This window comes from Nocardia wallacei (assembly GCF_029868745.1).
Lineage (GTDB): Bacteria > Actinomycetota > Actinomycetes > Mycobacteriales > Mycobacteriaceae > Nocardia > Nocardia wallacei_B.
Genome location: NZ_JARWOP010000211.1, coordinates 1 through 16,167, shown reverse-complemented (window position 1 = coordinate 16,167; position 16,167 = coordinate 1). Strand labels below are relative to the sequence as shown.

Genomic DNA, 16,167 nt, shown 5'->3' with positions numbered 1-16,167 from the left:
CTGGTGGCACCGCTACAGCGACCTGCTACCGCAATGGTTCGAGACCTACATCGGCCTCGAGCACGCCGCGCACTCCATCAGAACCTTTGAGGCGCAACTGGTTCCGGGCCTGCTGCAGACCGAGGCCTACACCCGCGCCGTCGTCGAACTCGGTCACGAGGAGGGCGAAGCCGCCCGCCGCGTCGAGCTTCGCCTGCGCCGCCAGGAGGTCCTCGACCGGCCGGGCGCACCGACCCTGTGGGCCATCGTGGACGAGACCGTGCTGCATCGCCCGGTCGGCGGCAACGCCGTGCTGCGCGAGCAGCTGGAGCACCTGGTCGAGATGTCCGAACGGCCCAACGTGACGCTTCAGGTGCTGCCGTACGCCGCGGGCGGCCATGCGGCCGTGGGCAGTTCGTTCGCCGTTCTCCGCTTCGCCGAGCAGGAACTGCCCGACATCGTCTATATCGAGCAACTGACCAGCGCACTGTATCTGGACAGCTCAAAGGACTTGGACCTGTACCGCCGCGTCATGGACCGGCTGAGCATCCAGGCCGACCCGCCGGAGAAGTCGCGGCAGCTCATGAAGGCCGCCGCCGCGCGGCTGTGACCGCGCCGCGCGCATCGCGATAACGTTCGACCAGCTCCGTCCCCAATCGGGCGAGTTCGGCGCGCACCGCCGGTGGGCCGGTGACTTCGATCGCCGCACCCCATCCCGCCAGCTGCTGGGCGATCATCAATGGCGTCGGCGCGGTGACGCGGACCCGCGTGCGACCGTCGTCCACCGATCCGTCGACCACGCAGTGCCTGCCCTGCTGGTGGAGCAGTATGGGCGCCAGCTCCGCGGAGATCAGCACGGTCGCCGAGGTGGCCGCGCGCTGCTGCTCGACCTCGCCGACCACCTCCTCCCACGCCGTGGACAGCGCGAAATCTGTTGGGATATCGAAGGTTTCGCCGGTCGGCTCGGCGGCGACGATGCGGTCGACGCGGAAGGTCCGCCGCCCGCGGTCGGTGCCGGCGACCAGATACCAGATGCCGTCCTTGTCGACCAGCCCCCACGGATCCACCTGACGTCGCGAGCGTTCGCCGCGGCGCTCGTAGACCAGCTCGATCCGGCCGCGGCGCACCACCGCCTGCTGTAACCAGCCGACCAGTTCCGGGGCGGCGGCTTCCCGCCCGCCCCAGCCGACCGGGTCCACCACCACCGCGTCGGCGGCGGCCCGGGCCTCGGTCCGGAACGTCTCGGGCAAGGCGCGCAACAGTTTTCGCAGCGCCGAGCGTACGCCCGGCGCTGCGGTCGCCGCCGGTCCGAGGAGTAGGAACAGGGCCTGTGCCTCCGAGGCGGTCAACCCGCTGAGGTTGGTGCGGGCGCCGCCGATCAACTGCCAGCCCCCGCCGCGGCCGGGCTGCGGGTATACCGGGACGCCCGCCGCGGACAGCGCCTCCAGGTCGCGTCGCGCGGTGGCGACCGACACCTCCAGCTCCGCGGCCACCTCGGAGGCGGTCACCCGCCCCCGGTCCTGCATCAGCAACAAGGTCGCCACGAGTCGATCGGCACGCATGCGGAAATTCTGCCCGGAAAAGTGCTCATTCGGTGAGCACTTTGCCATCGAGGATGGAGTCACAACACAACGAAGGAGAAACCGATGTTGCGAGGAATGGCCCATGTCGCGTTCTACGCCGACGATCTGGACGCGGCCGAGCGGTGGTACGGCGAGGTCTTCGGCATGAAGGCCTATTACCACGTGCCCGGCTACGTCGAATTCCGAGTCGGCGACTACTCACAGGAGTTCGGCCTCATCGACGGTCGCTTCCGCCCGCCGGGGACGCCCGCGCAGCCGGGCGGCGAGATCCTGCACTGGCACGTCGACGACCTGCCCGCCGAATTCGAACGGCTGCTGTCCCTGGGCGCGAAGGAGTACGAGGCCCCGCGTGAGCACGGTCCGGGCTTCGTGACCGCGTCCGTGGTCGACCCCTTCGGCAACATCCTCGGCGTCATGTACAACCAGCACTACCTGGACATGCGCGCCGAGATCCGCGGCGCGAATGCGCCGGGGCCTAATCGGTGATTCGCCGTGCGGGGATACGGGTAATTCTGAGACCGTAGACCCCGTCGGAACCGACGCGAACATGTAGGAGCTTTTTCGATGTCGATGTTAGTTTTCCTGGCCCTGTTGCCGTTTGTGGGCGCCGACAACGCGCAGTCGCTGGCGATCCAGAATCAAGGCCTGCTCGGCGGTTGGTGAGGACCCGCCGAGTACACCGCGTACCGGGCTGGTTCGTGCACACGGCCCGATGAATCGTGGTGTCAGGCGGCCCGGCCTTTCGAGGCCGGGCCGTTCTGCGTGTACCGGTGCTAGGACGGGTTTCCGGACTGCAGGCCGCTGTTCAGGCGCACCACGACATTGTCCGCGTTGACCTCCTGGACCGTGATGTCGAAACCGTCGGCGGGCCTGGTCTCGCCGACCGGAACATCCACCTGCTGCCCGGCCACCTTCAGGGTGACGGTATTGCCGTTCACCGCAAGCAGTTCCGCTTCCACGCCGAGGATGCTCGCCTTCGCGTTCACGCCGCGATCGAAGGTGACGGTGCACCCGCTGACGCCGCACTCGGTCTTGGTGCCGGCGCCCTCCGTGGTGCAGGCGGCCACGCTCAGCGGGATCACCAGGGCGAACATGGGCAGGGCGAGCAGCCGTCGATCGAACACGCGCTCAGTGTAGGGCGGATCGGGATGTTCCGTGGGCGAGTAGGCCGTCCAGCACGCGGTGCGCCGTCTCGATGCCGTGCGAATCACCCAGTCGTAGGGCGGTATTGGCCGCGGTCAGCACGGCCGCGAGCTGAAAGGCGAGCAACTCGGGATCCGCGTCGCGGAGGTCCCCCGCGGCGGTGGCCCTACCGGCCTCGCGGGCGAGCAGTGCGAGCCAGTCCCGATGTTGCCGGGCCAGCGCGTCCCGGACCGGGCCGGGGCGGCTGTCGAATTCGGGCAGGTTGGCGCTCCAGAAGCAGCCGCCGGGAAAGACCGGCTCGGTGGCGTAGGCCAGCCAGTTGTCGACCAGTGCCCGCAACCGCGCCGCACCCCGCGCGGCGGCGGCCGCGGGCTCGATCACCCGCTCGGCGAAGAGCGCGCCCGCCGCGGCCACGGTGGCCAGTTGCAACTTCTCCTTGGTGCGGAACAACGTCTGGATGCCCGCCTTGCTGATGCCGAGGTCATCGGCCAGCCGGCCGAAACTCAGCCCGTCCAGACCATCGAGCGAGGCGATGTCGACGGCATGCCGGGTCACGGTCTGCCGCGACCGGGCACCGCGCAGCAGGCGCCGATCGGAGATCTCGGACTCGGGGGAATGCATACGACCGATCGTACGGCAGTCAGGCGGTCTCGGTCTTGGCTCCCGCGCGGGTCCGCAGCCCGCGCAGCGACTCCGGCACCAGCCGATCGCGGGTGGCAGGCTTCGGCCCCGCCAGCACATACACCGCCACCAGCAGCACGCTCAACCACACGTACGTGTTGCCGATCACGTGTTGCCAAGGCGTCCAGTCGAATTCGCGGTTGTTGTCGCCGGGCTCCCAGTTCTGCGGGCCGATGACGAACACGACCGCCGTGGCGGTCACGACGGCGTACCAGAGCCGGGCCTGTCGCCGCGGCAGCCGATTCGCCGCCCCGAGCGCGGCCAGCAGCCCCGGCGCGATCCACACCCAGTGATGAGACCAGGAGATCGGCGAGACCAGCAGCGTGAAGACCGCATTGAAGGACAGCGCCAGCGCCGGGGTGTCCGCGGCCTGCCGCATCGCCGTCGCGACCAGCGCCAGCAGCGCCACCGCCAGCACCAGCCAGATCAGGGTGAACTCCGGCTTGGGCACCTGCAGGCGGGACAGCACGCCCTGGATGGACTGGTTGGTGTGGAATGCCGATCCGCTCAGCCCCGACACGTTCCCCATGCCGCCGAACCAGTACCGAGTGGACTCCCCGGGCATGACCACATAGGCGAGAGCGCTCGCCACGGCCCCGGTGACCGCCGCGGTCGCCGCCGCCCGATAGTCGCGACGCACCAGGAAGTAGAGGACGAACGCCGCCGGGGTCAGCTTGATGGCCGCGGCCAGGCCGATCAGCATGCCGCGCTTCCACTTCGGGCGCGCGGTCAGGCAGTCGGCGACCACCAGCACCATCAGGATCAGGTTCACCTGGCCGAAGTCCAGCGTCGCGTGCACCGGCTCCAGCAGCAGGCCCAGCGGCACCGCGCAGGCGGTGGCCCACAGCACCATCTCGGTGCTGCCGTCCCAGTACCGCCGTGCCACCAGGTAGAGCGTCACCGCCAGCGCCGCGGTGGAGACCAGGAAGAAGGCGATCGCGGAGCCGTGCAGGGGCAGCATCGCGAACGGACTCAGCGCCAGCGCCGCGAACGGCGGATAGATGAACGGGAGCCCCACGCCCAGGGTCGTCTTCGGCAGCGTCCCGTACATATCGGCGCCGTGCCACCATGCCTGGACTCCGAGCCGGTACACCTGCAGATCGATGAATTCCCCGCTGATCGGCTCGAGCGGCCAGGTCGGCAGCCGTAGCCACACGGCGGCGGCGGCGATCAGTGCGGCCGGAACCAGCCACACTCTTCGCCCGAAGCGTCGAGTCGCGGCGTCCGGCTGCAGGGGAGTGGAGACACTAACCATCCGGCCAGAGGTTACCGGCAAGCCGGTGCCCGGTGCGCGCACGGGTCCGACTGCCCGCCCGCGCCGCTCCCGCCGGACATTTGCTGTCCGGTCCGTAGCATGAGAGCCGCTATGACGATCATCCGTGCCCGACGGCGTTCCGCCGAGGCTCCCCTCGTGCTGACCACCGAGCCGGCGCGCAGCCTGTCGTTCTGGGACCAGACCGCTTTCTGGGCCAACCTCGGGGTGAGTCTCATCGGATTCACCGGGGCCGTCTATGTCCTGCAACCCGAAGGCCATCCGCAGCTGCCGATCGCGGGCGCGTTGCTGGCCACGGTGCTCGGCACGCTGATCGGCACCGGCCTGGTCGCGGCGGCCGGTGCGGTCGGCGCGCGGACCGGCGCACCGGCCATGGCCAACTTCCGCGGCCTGTTCGGGACGCGGCTGTCGTATCTGCCCACGGTGGCCAACATCGTGCAGTGCGTCGGCTGGGGCGTGTTCGAGTTGACGGTGATCTCCGGCGGCGTCCGGGTATTGACCCACGACCGCGTGGACCATGGCGTCGTGGTCGTCGCCGCGGGCGCGCTGTGCACGGCGATGGCGATCTGGCCGCTGAGCGTGCTGCACATCCTGCGCAAGTACGTCACCGTGGCGGTCGCGATCTCGATGCTCTATTTCACCGTGCAACTGCTGCGGCACCCGCTGCCGCACGTTTCCGGCACCTCGTGGAGCGGGTTCTTCCCCGGCGTGGACACGGCGCTCGCGGTCGCGGTGTCGTTCGTGCCACTGGCCGCCGACTACACCCGGCACGCGCATTCCGCGCGCGCCGCCTCCGGGGCCACGCTGTTCGGCTACTCGATCGCGCAGATCTGGTGCTATCTGCTGGGCGTGGTGGCGCTGATCCAAGTCGGCGGCGACCCGGACCGGATCTTCGACACCTTTCTCGGCGTCGCGGCGGGCTGGGTGTTCTTCGCGGTGCTGGTGCTGCGCGAATCCGATCAGTCCTTCGCCAACGTGTATTCGACCGCGATGTCGCTGCAGAATCTGCTGCCGCGGGTGGACCGCCGCATCCTGGCCGCGGTGGTGGGCGTGCTGGCGACGGTGCTGGCGCTGGGCGTGCGCGACTTCACCGGCTTCGCCAATTTCCTGCTGCTGATCGGTTCGGTGTTCGTGCCGTTGTGCGCGGTGCTGGTGGTCGACTTCTGCTGGGGGCGCGGCAGATCCGGTTCGGGCGCGCACGGCTGGGATCTATCGGACCGGGCTCCGGCGCGGCCGCTCATGCTGCTGCCGTGGTTGCTGGGATTCGCCGTGTATCAGGTGTTCAATCCCGGTTCGGTGGCGTGGTGGGCGCGGCTGTGGACCGATGTGCAGAACGCGATCGGCGTGCACCCGAGCTGGTGGTCGTCGGCGTCGCTGTTCTCGTTCCTGGCCGCGGGGCTGGCCACGGGATTGCTGGTGGTGCTCGAACGGCGGTTCGCCGGGCACGCCCGTGGCTGACGACCGGGTGTTCGGCATGGGCGAGCACCCCGTGGCCGAACCCGATTGGCCGCCACTGGAACTCGCCGAACTCGGCGGCGCGGCCGCCATCGAATGGCGCAGCCCGCGACCACTCTCGGCCACGGCGCGGGTGCGGCGGCCGGACGGCACGCGCGTCGTCGTGAAACGACTGCCCAGGGCGCTGCGCGACACGGCGGCGCTGGCCGAGGAGCATGCGTTCGCGGCGCACCTGCGGTCTCAGGGGATTCGGATTCCGGCGGTGCGGCAGTTCTTTTCACGTGGCGAGTTCACCTACGAGATCCAGTCCGTCGGTGCGGGCGAGGACAGCTACCGCGACGCCTTCTCGTGGTCGCCGTATCTGTCGGTGGCGCACGCGGCCGCCGCGGGCGGGCTGCTCGCCCGGACGCACCTGGCCGCGGCGGGCTACGACGCACCGGCCCGGCCGCCGCGGCCGCTGCTGGCCGGGTTGTGCACCGACTTCGCCGAGTCCGTCGCCCGACGCGCGGCCGCGCGCCCCGCGGTCGGGGCGTTTCTCGAGCAGTGCGGCTGGCGGGCGGAGGTGGAGTCCCTGCGCCGGGCGGCGGGCGGTAACTCGCTGTGCGTGGACCTCTCCGGCCTGCCCCCGCTGTGGACCCACAACGACTGGCACGGCACCAACCTGCTGTGGGACGGGGACGAGATCACGGCGGTCATCGATTTCGGCCTCGCCAACCGGACGGCCGCCGTATTCGACCTGGCCACCGCGATCGAACGGTTCGCCGTGGACTGGCTCGCGCTGCGCGCGGGCGAGCCCGCGCGGATACACACCGACCAGCTCGCCGCCTTCCTGGCCGCCTATCGTGAGGTGCGGCCGCTCGACGCCGCCGAGCGCCGGGCGCTGCCGGCGCTGTTCCCGCTGGTACATGTCGAGTACGAGCTGTCCGAGATCGACTACTTCCTCACGGTGCTGCCCGAGCCGAATCGCGAGAATGCCGAGATCGCTTACCGCGACTACCTTTTCGGCCACACCCGCTGGGCGTTCACCCCGGCGGGCCGGGACTTCCTCGCAGTGTTGTCGCAGCTGTGCGGCTGACCCGGGCGCGCCACGCGCATCAGGTTGGCATCAAGTCAGCAACCCGAGACGCAGATCACACCATCCGGCTGTTAAATTCTGCCGGCACGTCTGAAAAGCGCGATGTCCGGTGTGATGTCGTGGACGGAGGAGAAGGACTTGGCTATACCGGAGCCAGAACAGCAGGCCACCGACAGCTCGTCGGTCGGCTGGTGGGGTGGATTGCTGCGCACCAAAAGTGTCGAGCAATCCATCCGCGATACCGATGAACCGGACGCGAAACTGCGCCGCGACCTAACGGCCTGGGATCTCACCATCTTCGGCGTCGCCGTGGTGGTCGGCGCCGGTATTTTCACCCTGACCGCGCGAACCGCCGGCAATGTCGCCGGGCCTTCGGTCTCGCTGGCATTCGTCTTCGCCGCGATCGCCTGCGGGCTCACCGCGCTGTGCTACGCGGAATTCGCGTCCACGGTGCCGGTGGCGGGCAGTGCGTACACCTTTTCCTATGCCACGTTCGGCGAATTCGCCGCCTGGATCATCGGCTGGGACCTGATTCTGGAATTCGCGCTGGCCGCGTCGGTGGTGGCGAAGGGCTGGTCGCAATATCTCGGCGAGGTGATGGGTTCGCGCCCGCCGATCGTGCACTTCGGCTCGGTGAGCTTCGACTGGGGTGCGGTGCTGCTGATCGCGGCGCTGGGCGTGCTGCTGGTGATCGGCACCAAGGTGTCGTCGCGGGTGTCGGCGGTGGCGGTCGCGATCAAATTGGCGGTGATCGCGCTGGTGGTGGTCGTCGGCCTCACCTATTTCAAGGCGTCGAATCTGAAGCCGTTCGTTCCGCCGTCGAAGCCGAGCGACGCCGGTAGCGGCGTGCATCAGTCGCTGTTCTCGTGGCTGACCGGCGCGGGCAACAGCACCTTCGGCTGGTACGGGTTGCTGGCCGCGGCGAGTCTGGTGTTCTTCGCGTTCATCGGGTTCGACGTGGTCGCCACGACCGCCGAGGAGACCAAGAACCCGCAGCGCAACGTGCCGCGCGGCATCTTCGGATCGCTGCTGATCGTCACGGTGCTGTACGTGGTGGTGTCGCTGGTGCTGACCGGCATGGTGCCCTACACCGATCTGGCCGGTAAGGACGCCACCCTCGCGACGGCGTTCGCGCTGCACGGGGCGACCTGGGCCAAGAACATCATCTCCATCGGTGCGCTGGCGGGCCTGACGACCGTGGTCATGGTGATGTTCCTGGGTCAGACCCGGGTGCTGTTCGCCATGTCGCGCGACGGGCTGCTGCCGCGTTCGCTGGCCCAGACCGGAAAGCGCAACACTCCGGTGCGGATCACCGTCATCGTCGGTGTGGTCTGCGCGGTGCTGGCCGGGTTCGTGGAGTTCGGCACGCTCGAGGAAATGGTCAATATCGGCACGCTGTTCGCGTTCGTGCTGGTGTCTATCGGCGTGCTGATCCTGCGCCGGACGCGGCCGGATCTGCCGCGCGGGTTCCGGGTGCCGCTGGTGCCGCTGGTGCCGATTCTCGGCGTGCTGGCGTGTCTGTGGCTGATGCTGAACCTGTCGGTGGAGACCTGGCTGCGGTTCCTGATCTGGATGGTGATCGGCCTGGCGGTGTATTTCACCTACGGCGTACGGCATTCGGTACTGCGCACCGGCGTGAAATAGCCACGGAATCGGGATGGGGCAATCCACTGGCGAATGGGTCGCCGGGTGATTCCCCGTCCCGATTCCTGAGTGTTTGCCATCGAAACGGTCGGTCATCGAGACCGGAAAGCCGCCGCCCCGAAGGGCTTCGGCTGGGAGAATCCGGGGCATGAACGGACCGCTGATGGGGGCGGGTCATACCGCCCCGGCACCGTGATCGATATCTACCGCAGTGCCGCGGGCCACCGAATACTGACCGAGCTTTACCGAGAACGATTGGCGCATGCGCCGATTCCGCTGGAACAGCGCCGCGTGCCGGTCCCCGGCGGGGAGACCTTCGTGCTCGCCGCGGGATCTCCGTCCGCGCCGGCACTGGTGCTGCTGCACGGCTCGTCGACGAACTCCACCGCCTGGTTGTCCTCGATGACGGTGCTCGCCAGCCGGTTTCGCGTGCTGGCCGTGGACATCATCGGCGAACCCGGGTTGAGCGCCCCGATCCGTCCGCCGTTGGAGTCCGACCGGTACGCGGCCTGGCTGGACGCCGTGCTGGACCGCTGCGAGGTCGGGGAGGCGGCCGTGCTGGCGGCGTCGCTGGGCGGCTGGATCGCGCTCGACCACGCGGTGCGCCGGCCGGGCCGGATCACCCGGATGGCCCTGTTGAATCCGAGCGGAATCGGGCGTCAGCGATGGGCTTTCGTGGTTCCGGCGCTGCTGTTGTCGCTCGGCGGCGATCCGGGCCGCCGCGCGCTGGCCCGCTACGTGCTGGGCGCCGGACTGCGCGGCGTGCCCGACGCCGACCGCCTGGTGGCCGACACCGCGACCATCACCAGACATTTTCGCCCGCGCACCGACACACTGCCGATCTTCACCGGCGACCAGCTGGCCGGGATCGAGGCTGGATTGCTGGCGGTGGTCGGCGCCCGGGACGCCCTGCTCGATTCGGTGCAGACCTACCAGCGGCTGCGCGAACACACTCGCGCCGAACTGCACCTGCTACCCGATGTCGGTCACCTCATCCCGCCGCAGGGCGAGCCGATCACGAATTTCCTACTGGGCGAGGTCGATTGATCCCGCCGCCGGACGCGGCAGGTGTCCGGGGCGACGGTAGCCGGACAGGAATGGTTGTGAACTTCGGCACTCGGCGCGGTGGTCTGGCCGCCGGGGTTGCTGGCCGGGCACCGGGCGGTCGCCCGCTCGTTCGCCTGCTCGCCGGGGTCGCGTGTGGCGCCGAAGCCGCTGGTGCGCAGTCACCATGTAGCGACTCCGGCGAAAGTACGGTCCGTTCGGTTCTGCGCCGGTCGCGTGCGTTCGGCTCCGGCTCAATATTCTGTTTGCATGAGTGCGCAGACCGAGGGCCGGAACGGTCCGTTACCCCGCGGCCGGCACCGCCTGTCCCGGGCGGAGGTGCAGTCCTCGCAGCACCGGAGACTGTGCGGGGCGGCGCTGGTGGCCGTCGGCGAACTCGGTTACTCCGCGACCACCGTCGCCGACATCGTGTCCCGGGCGCAGGTGGCGCGGCGCACCTTCTACGCAATGTTCGCAGGTAAGGACGAATGCTTCGCCGCCGCTTACGATTACGGCGTCGAGCTGGGGTTGCGCCGGTTGCGCGAGGCGGTGGACGCCGCGGATCCGGTCAATTTCCACGAGCGCGTGCGCACGCTGTTCGAGATCTACCTGTCGGTGCTGGCCGGCCAGCCCGCCGCGGCGCGTGCGCTCTATGTGGAGACGCTGGTGGCGGGCGCGCCGCTGGTGGCGCATCGGGCGCGGGTGCATCGGCTGTTCGCCGACTATCTGGCCGATGTCGCCCGATTGGGTGTCACCCGTGGGGAATTGGCCGCGGAACCGGATCGGGAACTGATCGACATGCTGCTCGGCGGCATCGACGATCGCATTCGCGCCTGCCTGTACGAGCGCGGCGCGGCGGCGCTGCCCGAGCTGGCGCCGTTGTTCGCCCGCACCGCGCTGGCACTGTGCGGGGAGCGGTATTGATCAGTGAACCCCGTTGCCGGGCACGGCATCTCGATAGGTCCGCGCGATGAGAGCGGCCCGCAGGTACCACAGGCCGCTGGGCTGCGCCGGGTCCAGGCCGGTGAGCTGGCCGATCCGTTTGAGCCGGTAGTCGACGGTATTGGTGTGCACCTGCAGCTGGCGGGCCGTGCGCTGGCGGGACAGGCCCGTCGCCAGATGCCGCCGCAGCGTGTCGAGCAGGTCGGGATAGGCGTCCAGCGGATCGAGCAGCGCGCCGAGCCGGTCCAGTCCGGGACCGGGGCGGGTGAGCTGATACTCCATGGCCAGATCGGCGAACCGGTACAGGCCGGGCGAGCTGTCCAGGCGCAGCACCATGTCGAGCAGTTCGTGCGCCCGGTCCGCGGCGTCCGGAATCTGTTGGGTCGCAGCGGTGATCACGGTGGCCGTGACGGGTACCTGTGCCGCGGTGGACAATCCGAGCACCAGCTCGTCGAGCCCGCCGGAGGTGACGGTGTCCGCGGCGGCCATATCCTCGGGGATCAGCAGGGTGCCGCCGTCCACGCTGAGCAGCGACAGCGCCCGGCCGCCGCAGCGGGCGCCGAGCTCCGCCTGTAGTCGGCGAAGTTTGCGGCGCGCGACCACCTTCGGATCGACACCGGGGTGCGATTCGTCGCGATGGCGCGGTACGTGCACCGCGAGGATGGCGTACGCCGCGGCGATCTCGATGCCACTCTCCCGGGCCATGGTGGAGGTCGGGTGCCCGGCGAGCAGCGCCGAGACGAGGGTGTGCACCGCCGTGTGGTGTTCGGTGACCGCCGCCTGATGCTCGCGCACGTAGGCCAGCGCGACCGCGGGAGTGATGGTGTCGAGGGTGCGTAGCAGAAGCTGCGCGGGGTTCTCGGGCCGGTCGGTGGGATCGGTGCGATTCAGCAGGAGATCGAACGACAGCCGGAATCCCTCGTGCACCGCGTGGTGCACGGTGTCGATCGGAATGCCCTCGCGGGCCCAGTCCGCCGCGGCGCGCTGCAACCGCTCGACCTTGTCGGCGGGGTCGCGGCCCTCGAGCAGGTCGATCGTCAGTTCCAGGCAGACCCGGGTGACGGTGGTGATGTCACCGTGCAGGGCGTCGCCGGGCAGGGTGGCGCAGGTCGCCACATGAGTGGCGAAGTGGCCGACCAGTTGCCGGGACAGGCTCCGGAGATCGTGAGGTGTGCGTCCGCTCATGCAGGGCTCCGCGCTGGGGTTATTCAAGGAACTATAACGTTCCTATTGGCGGCCAACCCTAGCGACGGCACCCCGGCCGGCGCAACTTCCCGTCTCGAAAGTGCCGCGCGCCCGCACACTTTCGGCTATTCGCGGACGATCTCGAGTATGGGGCGTCACCCGTGCGCTGTGCGTGCCGCGGCCAGCGGCGCAGAGCCGTTCGAGCCGCGCGAGTCGGTGCTCGCGGGTTCCCCGATGCGGCGCGAACGGTAGCTGGATGCGCTTAAAACATGCCAATTCCGCCCGCCGCGGTTGCACGGCGGGGGTCGTCGTGCGACCGCGTGTCCGATCCGCGCCACGGTTCACAGGGGAGCCGGCGCCGCGGCCTGGCGTTCGTCGAATTGCTCTCGGGCGGCGAGGATCTCGTCCTTGTGCTCGACGGTCCAGTCGCCCAGCAGGTGGGTGACCCGGCCCAGGCTCGCGCCCAGTTCGGTCAGCGCGTACTCCACGCGCGGCGGCACGGTCGGATACACCGAGCGGCGGACCAGACCCTCGCGCTCCAGGGTGCGCAGCGTCTGGGTGAGCATCTTCTGCGTGATGCCGTCCAGGCGGCGGCGCAGATCGTTGAACCGGACGGGACCTCCCTCGGCTCGCAGCACGCCCAGCACCAGCAGCACCCACTTGTCCGCCAGCACGGCGAGGATCTCGCGCGCGGGGCACCGGTGCAGATAGCTGCCCACCAGGCCGTCCGGGTCGGCATCCCAGTCACACATGGTATCCATCGGGTACCTCGGTATCGAAATAGTGCCTTCTTCCCAACGGATACTACGGCACAACAGAATCGAGATCATGCGAGCGATTACTCAGAAGACATTCGGCGGCCCCGACGTGCTGGAGACCGCGGACCTGCCTCGCCCGGCGCCGCAGCCGGGCGAGGTGCTGGTGCGCGTGGCCGCCACCTCGGTGAACCCGGCGGACTGGAAGCTCCGGTCCGGCGAGGTGATGCGGGTGGGCGAGCCGCCCTTCACGCTCGGCTTCGACGTATCGGGCACGGTGGCCGAACTCGGTGCCGGGGTGACGGCGTTCGATCTCGGCGACGAGGTGTTCGGCATGCTGCTGAGCCGGTCCGGGGCCTACGCCGAATACGTTGCGCTACCGGCGGATTCGCTGGCCCGCAAGCCCGCCGAACTCGATCACGTGCACGCCGCGGCCCTGCCGGTGGCGGCGCTGACCGGATGGCAGGCGCTCGCCGGGCTGCGGGCCGGGCAGCGCGTGCTCATCCATGCCGCCGCCGGTGGAGTCGGCCATCTGGCAGTGCAATTCGCCAAGGCACGCGGCGCCTACGTGATCGGCACCGCCCGCGCCGCCAATCACGAATTCCTGCGCGGGCTCGGCGTCGACGAGCCGATCGACTACACGGCCGTCGATTTCGCCGAGGCGGTGCGCGATGTCGATGTCGTCCTCGATCTCATCGGCGGTGAGTACGGCTCGCGCTCGCTGCGCGTGCTGCGGCCCGACGGCCGGTATATCGACACGCAGGGTTCGGACGCCGAGCAGGATCCGCGCTACGTCCGCGTCTACGTCGAACCGTCCGGCGCCGAACTGCACGAGATCGCCGGCTCGGCCGCGCGCGGCGAACTGCACGTCGAGGTCGAGCGAGTGCTGTCGCTGGCGGATGTGGCGGAGGCGCACAAGCTCAGCGAGTCCGGGCGGGTCCGCGGCAAGATCGTGCTGCTGCCCTGGGCGGCCGACTGAGCCGGCGCGGAAATGCCGTTGCGGGAGCCCGCCCGCGCGGCATGATGGTCGCCATGGACGCGCACGAGGAGCTGATCGATCTCGCCGAACGGTATTGGGACAGCGTGCTCGAATCGTCGCCCAGTTCCGCGACCCTGTTGGGGGACAGGCGCTTCGACGATCGCATCGAAGACCTGTCCGAAGCCGCCGAACAACTTCTGCTGTCGGCCTGGCAGGGGATGCTGGGGGAGGTGTCGGTACTGGATCCGGCGCGGCTGGACGCGCGGGACCGCATCACCCGCAGCCTGCTGCAGAACGAGCTGGAGTCGGGGATCGACCGGCTGTCCTGGCGGCCCGCGGAGCTGGCGTCGGATCAGATGGACGGCGTGCACGCCGGCATCCTGACGCTGGCCCCGCAGGTCAACGCGCCGCGGCCGGAGCACGCGTGGGCGCTCGTGCGGCGGCATCGGCAGTTCGGCACGCTGCTGGGCCAGGCGGTCGAGCGATTCCGGGCGGGCCTGAAAGGCGGTCGGACGCCGGCCCGGATCACCGTCGAACGCTCCCTCAACCAACTCGACGGCTACCTCGCCTCCGATCTCGTGACCGACCCGTTCGTCACCTTCCCCGGGCCCGCCGAGTGGGACGAGGAAAACGCTTGGCGCGCAACGCTGTCGGAGGTCGCCCGGGACGTGATCCGTCCGGCCTTCCGGATCTACCGCGACATGCTCGCCGACGAACTGCTTCCCGCGGCCCGGCCCGACGACGAACCGGGTCTGTGCTGGCTGGGCGCCGACGGCGAGGACATCTACCGGCGCCTGCTCCGTCACCACACCACCCTGCCCGACCTGGGCGCCGACGAGATCCACGAGTTGGGCCTGGCCGAGCTGGAGCGGTTGCGCGAGGAGTACGCCGAGGTGGGCGAGCGGCTGTTCGGCACCACCGAGCAGGCCGCGATCTTCGCCCGGCTGCGGGCGGACACCACGCTGCGCTACACCGACGGCGCCGAGATCCTGGCCGACGCGAAGCGGTACCTGAGCGCCGCGGCCGCCGAGATGCCGCGCTGGTTCGGCCGGCTGCCGCGCGAAGGATGCGATATCGCACCGGTCCCGGATTTCCTGGCCGCGGACGCGCCCGGCGCGTACTACTTCCCGCCCGCCGCGGACGGTTCCCGGCCCGGGGCGTACTTCGTCAATCTGCACGAAGCGCAGGGCCGCAATCGATTCGAGACCGCCGCGGTGGCGTTCCACGAGGCCATACCGGGTCACCACCTGCAACTCACCATCGCCAACGAACTCGACGGGTTGCCGCGCTTCCAGCGGCAGTCGTTCAGCAATACCGCCTTCGTGGAGGGCTGGGCGCTCTATACCGAGCGGCTCGCCGACGAAATGGGTTTGTACGACGACGATCTCGCGCGGGTCGGCATGCTGGCCGCCGACTCCTGGCGCTCGTGCCGGCTGGTGGTCGACACCGGTCTGCACGCCAAGGGCTGGAGCCGTCAGCGGGCGATCGACTTCATGACCGCCAACGCGCCGGTCGCGGTGTCGGAGATCCTCGTCGAGGTCGACCGCTATATCGCCATCCCCGGCCAGGCCGTCGCCTACAAGGTGGGTCAGCTCGAGATCCGGCGGCAGCGGGCGCTGGCGACCGAACGGCTCGGGGCGGACTTCGACATCCGGGCGTTCCACGATGCCGTACTGGGCGCGGGCTCGGTGAGCCTGCCGGTGTTGCGAGAACTGGCCGCCACGCTGTAGCCCCTCGCTTCGGGCCGCGTGCAGGCATACGGGCGTGTCCTGGTGCCTCGTGTCCGAATAATCGGCCTCTAACGGGCCGTGGGTTTTCGGTCGCATGATCACGTGCGGCGATCTGGTGTGTCTGCTTCCGGCGGCGCCGGCAAATGCGGTTCAATCGATGGTGATCGACGAGTTCTACCAGCATGCTCCCGCCGCCCACCGTGTCATCCGGGCGGACTGCTTCACACCGGCATCACCTCAGCATCCGAGAGGACACGAACGTGAGCATGGTTCTCGCCGCCCACGATATGTACAGCACGGTGTTAGCCCAGGTCGGCAATCCGACGCCGGAAACCCCACCGGCCGCCGACAAGCTGATGAAATTGGTCCGGTACTTCACCTGGTTCGTTCTGCTGTCCGGCGTCACGGCCGTCACCTACGGCGGTGGCAAGTTCGCCTGGGAGAAGTGGAGCGGCGGTGCCCTGGAATCGCCGAAGATGATCGCGGGCGCCATGATCGGTGGTGGCGTCGCGACCAGCGCGGGCACCATCATGAACGCCGTCATCGGCAGCTGATCCGGTACCCGTGCGGGTGTGGCGAGGTCCGGCACACCCCCTGACGCGTGCGCTCAGCCCAGGCCGAGCATGGCCCGCATCAGCTGGATCTCCGCCAGCTGAGCGGCGACCATGCCCAGGGCGAGGTTCCGGGCGTCGGGGGTTA

The 16,167-nt window shown here is 69.4% G+C and carries 16 protein-coding genes; 10 read left to right on the top strand and 6 right to left on the bottom strand.

The window, feature by feature from the left end; translation table 11 throughout:
- Positions 1–589 (top strand): DUF5753 domain-containing protein (locus QH470_RS17845; protein ID WP_280273509.1); only part of this gene is annotated, 589 nt, incomplete at its 5' end.
- Here the strand turns inward: QH470_RS17845 and QH470_RS17840 are convergent.
- The gene (locus QH470_RS17840; protein ID WP_280273508.1) at positions 561–1,541 is read right to left on the bottom strand and encodes a helix-turn-helix transcriptional regulator; all 981 of its coding nucleotides are present in this window, start codon (positions 1,539–1,541) and stop codon (positions 561–563) included. The genes QH470_RS17845 and QH470_RS17840 overlap by 29 nt on opposite strands.
- Before the next feature lie 84 nt (positions 1,542–1,625).
- On the opposite strand from QH470_RS17840, the gene QH470_RS17835 reads away from it, so the two are divergent.
- Positions 1,626–2,048 (top strand): VOC family protein, encoded by a 423-nt coding sequence (locus tag QH470_RS17835; RefSeq protein ID WP_280273507.1) that lies wholly within the window; start codon positions 1,626–1,628, stop codon positions 2,046–2,048.
- Between the two features lie 287 nt (positions 2,049–2,335).
- On the opposite strand, the gene QH470_RS17830 is transcribed toward QH470_RS17835, so the two are convergent.
- From QH470_RS17830 to QH470_RS17820, 3 genes are read right to left on the bottom strand one after another with little or no spacing between them, the layout of a single operon-like run.
- Positions 2,336–2,686, bottom strand: coding sequence for a hypothetical protein (locus tag QH470_RS17830; protein ID WP_280273506.1), 351 nt, complete (start codon positions 2,684–2,686; stop codon positions 2,336–2,338).
- 4 nt (positions 2,687–2,690) lie between these two features.
- Entirely contained in the window at positions 2,691–3,326 is a 636-nt protein-coding gene (locus QH470_RS17825) for a TetR/AcrR family transcriptional regulator (protein ID WP_280273505.1), read from the bottom strand.
- A 19-nt stretch (positions 3,327–3,345) separates the two neighbouring features.
- Positions 3,346–4,641 (bottom strand): glycosyltransferase 87 family protein, encoded by a 1,296-nt coding sequence (locus QH470_RS17820; protein WP_280273504.1) that lies wholly within the window; start codon positions 4,639–4,641, stop codon positions 3,346–3,348.
- Between the two features lie 111 nt (positions 4,642–4,752).
- Here QH470_RS17820 and QH470_RS17815 point away from each other — a divergent pair, with 111 nt between their 5' ends.
- The 5 genes from QH470_RS17815 to QH470_RS17795 all read left to right on the top strand — a co-directional run bounded on the left by QH470_RS17815 (position 4,753) and on the right by QH470_RS17795 (position 10,801).
- A complete protein-coding gene (locus QH470_RS17815) occupies positions 4,753–6,117 on the top strand; it encodes a purine-cytosine permease family protein (RefSeq protein ID WP_280273503.1) in 1,365 nt (454 codons plus the stop codon).
- Entirely contained in the window at positions 6,110–7,189 is a 1,080-nt protein-coding gene (locus QH470_RS17810; protein ID WP_280273502.1) for a phosphotransferase enzyme family protein, read from the top strand. The genes QH470_RS17815 and QH470_RS17810 overlap by 8 nt, the downstream gene beginning before the upstream one ends.
- Before the next feature lie 144 nt (positions 7,190–7,333).
- Positions 7,334–8,833, top strand: coding sequence for an amino acid permease (locus tag QH470_RS17805; protein ID WP_280273510.1), 1,500 nt, complete (start codon positions 7,334–7,336; stop codon positions 8,831–8,833).
- Positions 8,834–9,025: 192 nt separating this feature from the next.
- Positions 9,026–9,880: an alpha/beta fold hydrolase gene (locus tag QH470_RS17800; protein ID WP_280273501.1), complete on the top strand. Its 855-nt coding sequence runs from the start codon at positions 9,026–9,028 to the stop codon at positions 9,878–9,880.
- A gap of 267 nt (positions 9,881–10,147) precedes the next feature.
- Positions 10,148–10,801 carry a TetR/AcrR family transcriptional regulator gene (locus tag QH470_RS17795; RefSeq protein WP_280273500.1) on the top strand — a complete coding sequence of 218 codons (654 nt, stop codon included), beginning with the start codon at positions 10,148–10,150 and terminating at the stop codon, positions 10,799–10,801.
- Here QH470_RS17795 and QH470_RS17790 read toward each other — a convergent pair whose 3' ends face one another.
- A complete protein-coding gene (locus QH470_RS17790; protein ID WP_280273499.1) occupies positions 10,802–12,004 on the bottom strand; it encodes a PucR family transcriptional regulator in 1,203 nt (400 codons plus the stop codon). It lies immediately after the preceding gene.
- A 341-nt stretch (positions 12,005–12,345) separates the two neighbouring features.
- Entirely contained in the window at positions 12,346–12,765 is a 420-nt protein-coding gene (locus QH470_RS17785) for a winged helix-turn-helix transcriptional regulator (protein ID WP_280273498.1), read from the bottom strand.
- Between the two features lie 67 nt (positions 12,766–12,832).
- On the opposite strand from QH470_RS17785, the gene QH470_RS17780 reads away from it, so the two are divergent.
- From QH470_RS17780 to QH470_RS17770, 3 genes are all read left to right on the top strand, one after another.
- Positions 12,833–13,738, top strand: coding sequence for an NADP-dependent oxidoreductase (locus QH470_RS17780; protein ID WP_280273497.1), 906 nt, complete (start codon positions 12,833–12,835; stop codon positions 13,736–13,738).
- Positions 13,739–13,791: 53 nt separating this feature from the next.
- Complete coding sequence (locus QH470_RS17775; protein WP_280273496.1) at positions 13,792–15,468, top strand: DUF885 domain-containing protein; 1,677 nt, start codon at positions 13,792–13,794, stop codon at positions 15,466–15,468.
- Between the two features lie 266 nt (positions 15,469–15,734).
- Entirely contained in the window at positions 15,735–16,022 is a 288-nt protein-coding gene (locus QH470_RS17770; RefSeq protein WP_187688945.1) for a hypothetical protein, read from the top strand.
- Positions 16,023–16,167: the final 145 nt, after the last annotated feature.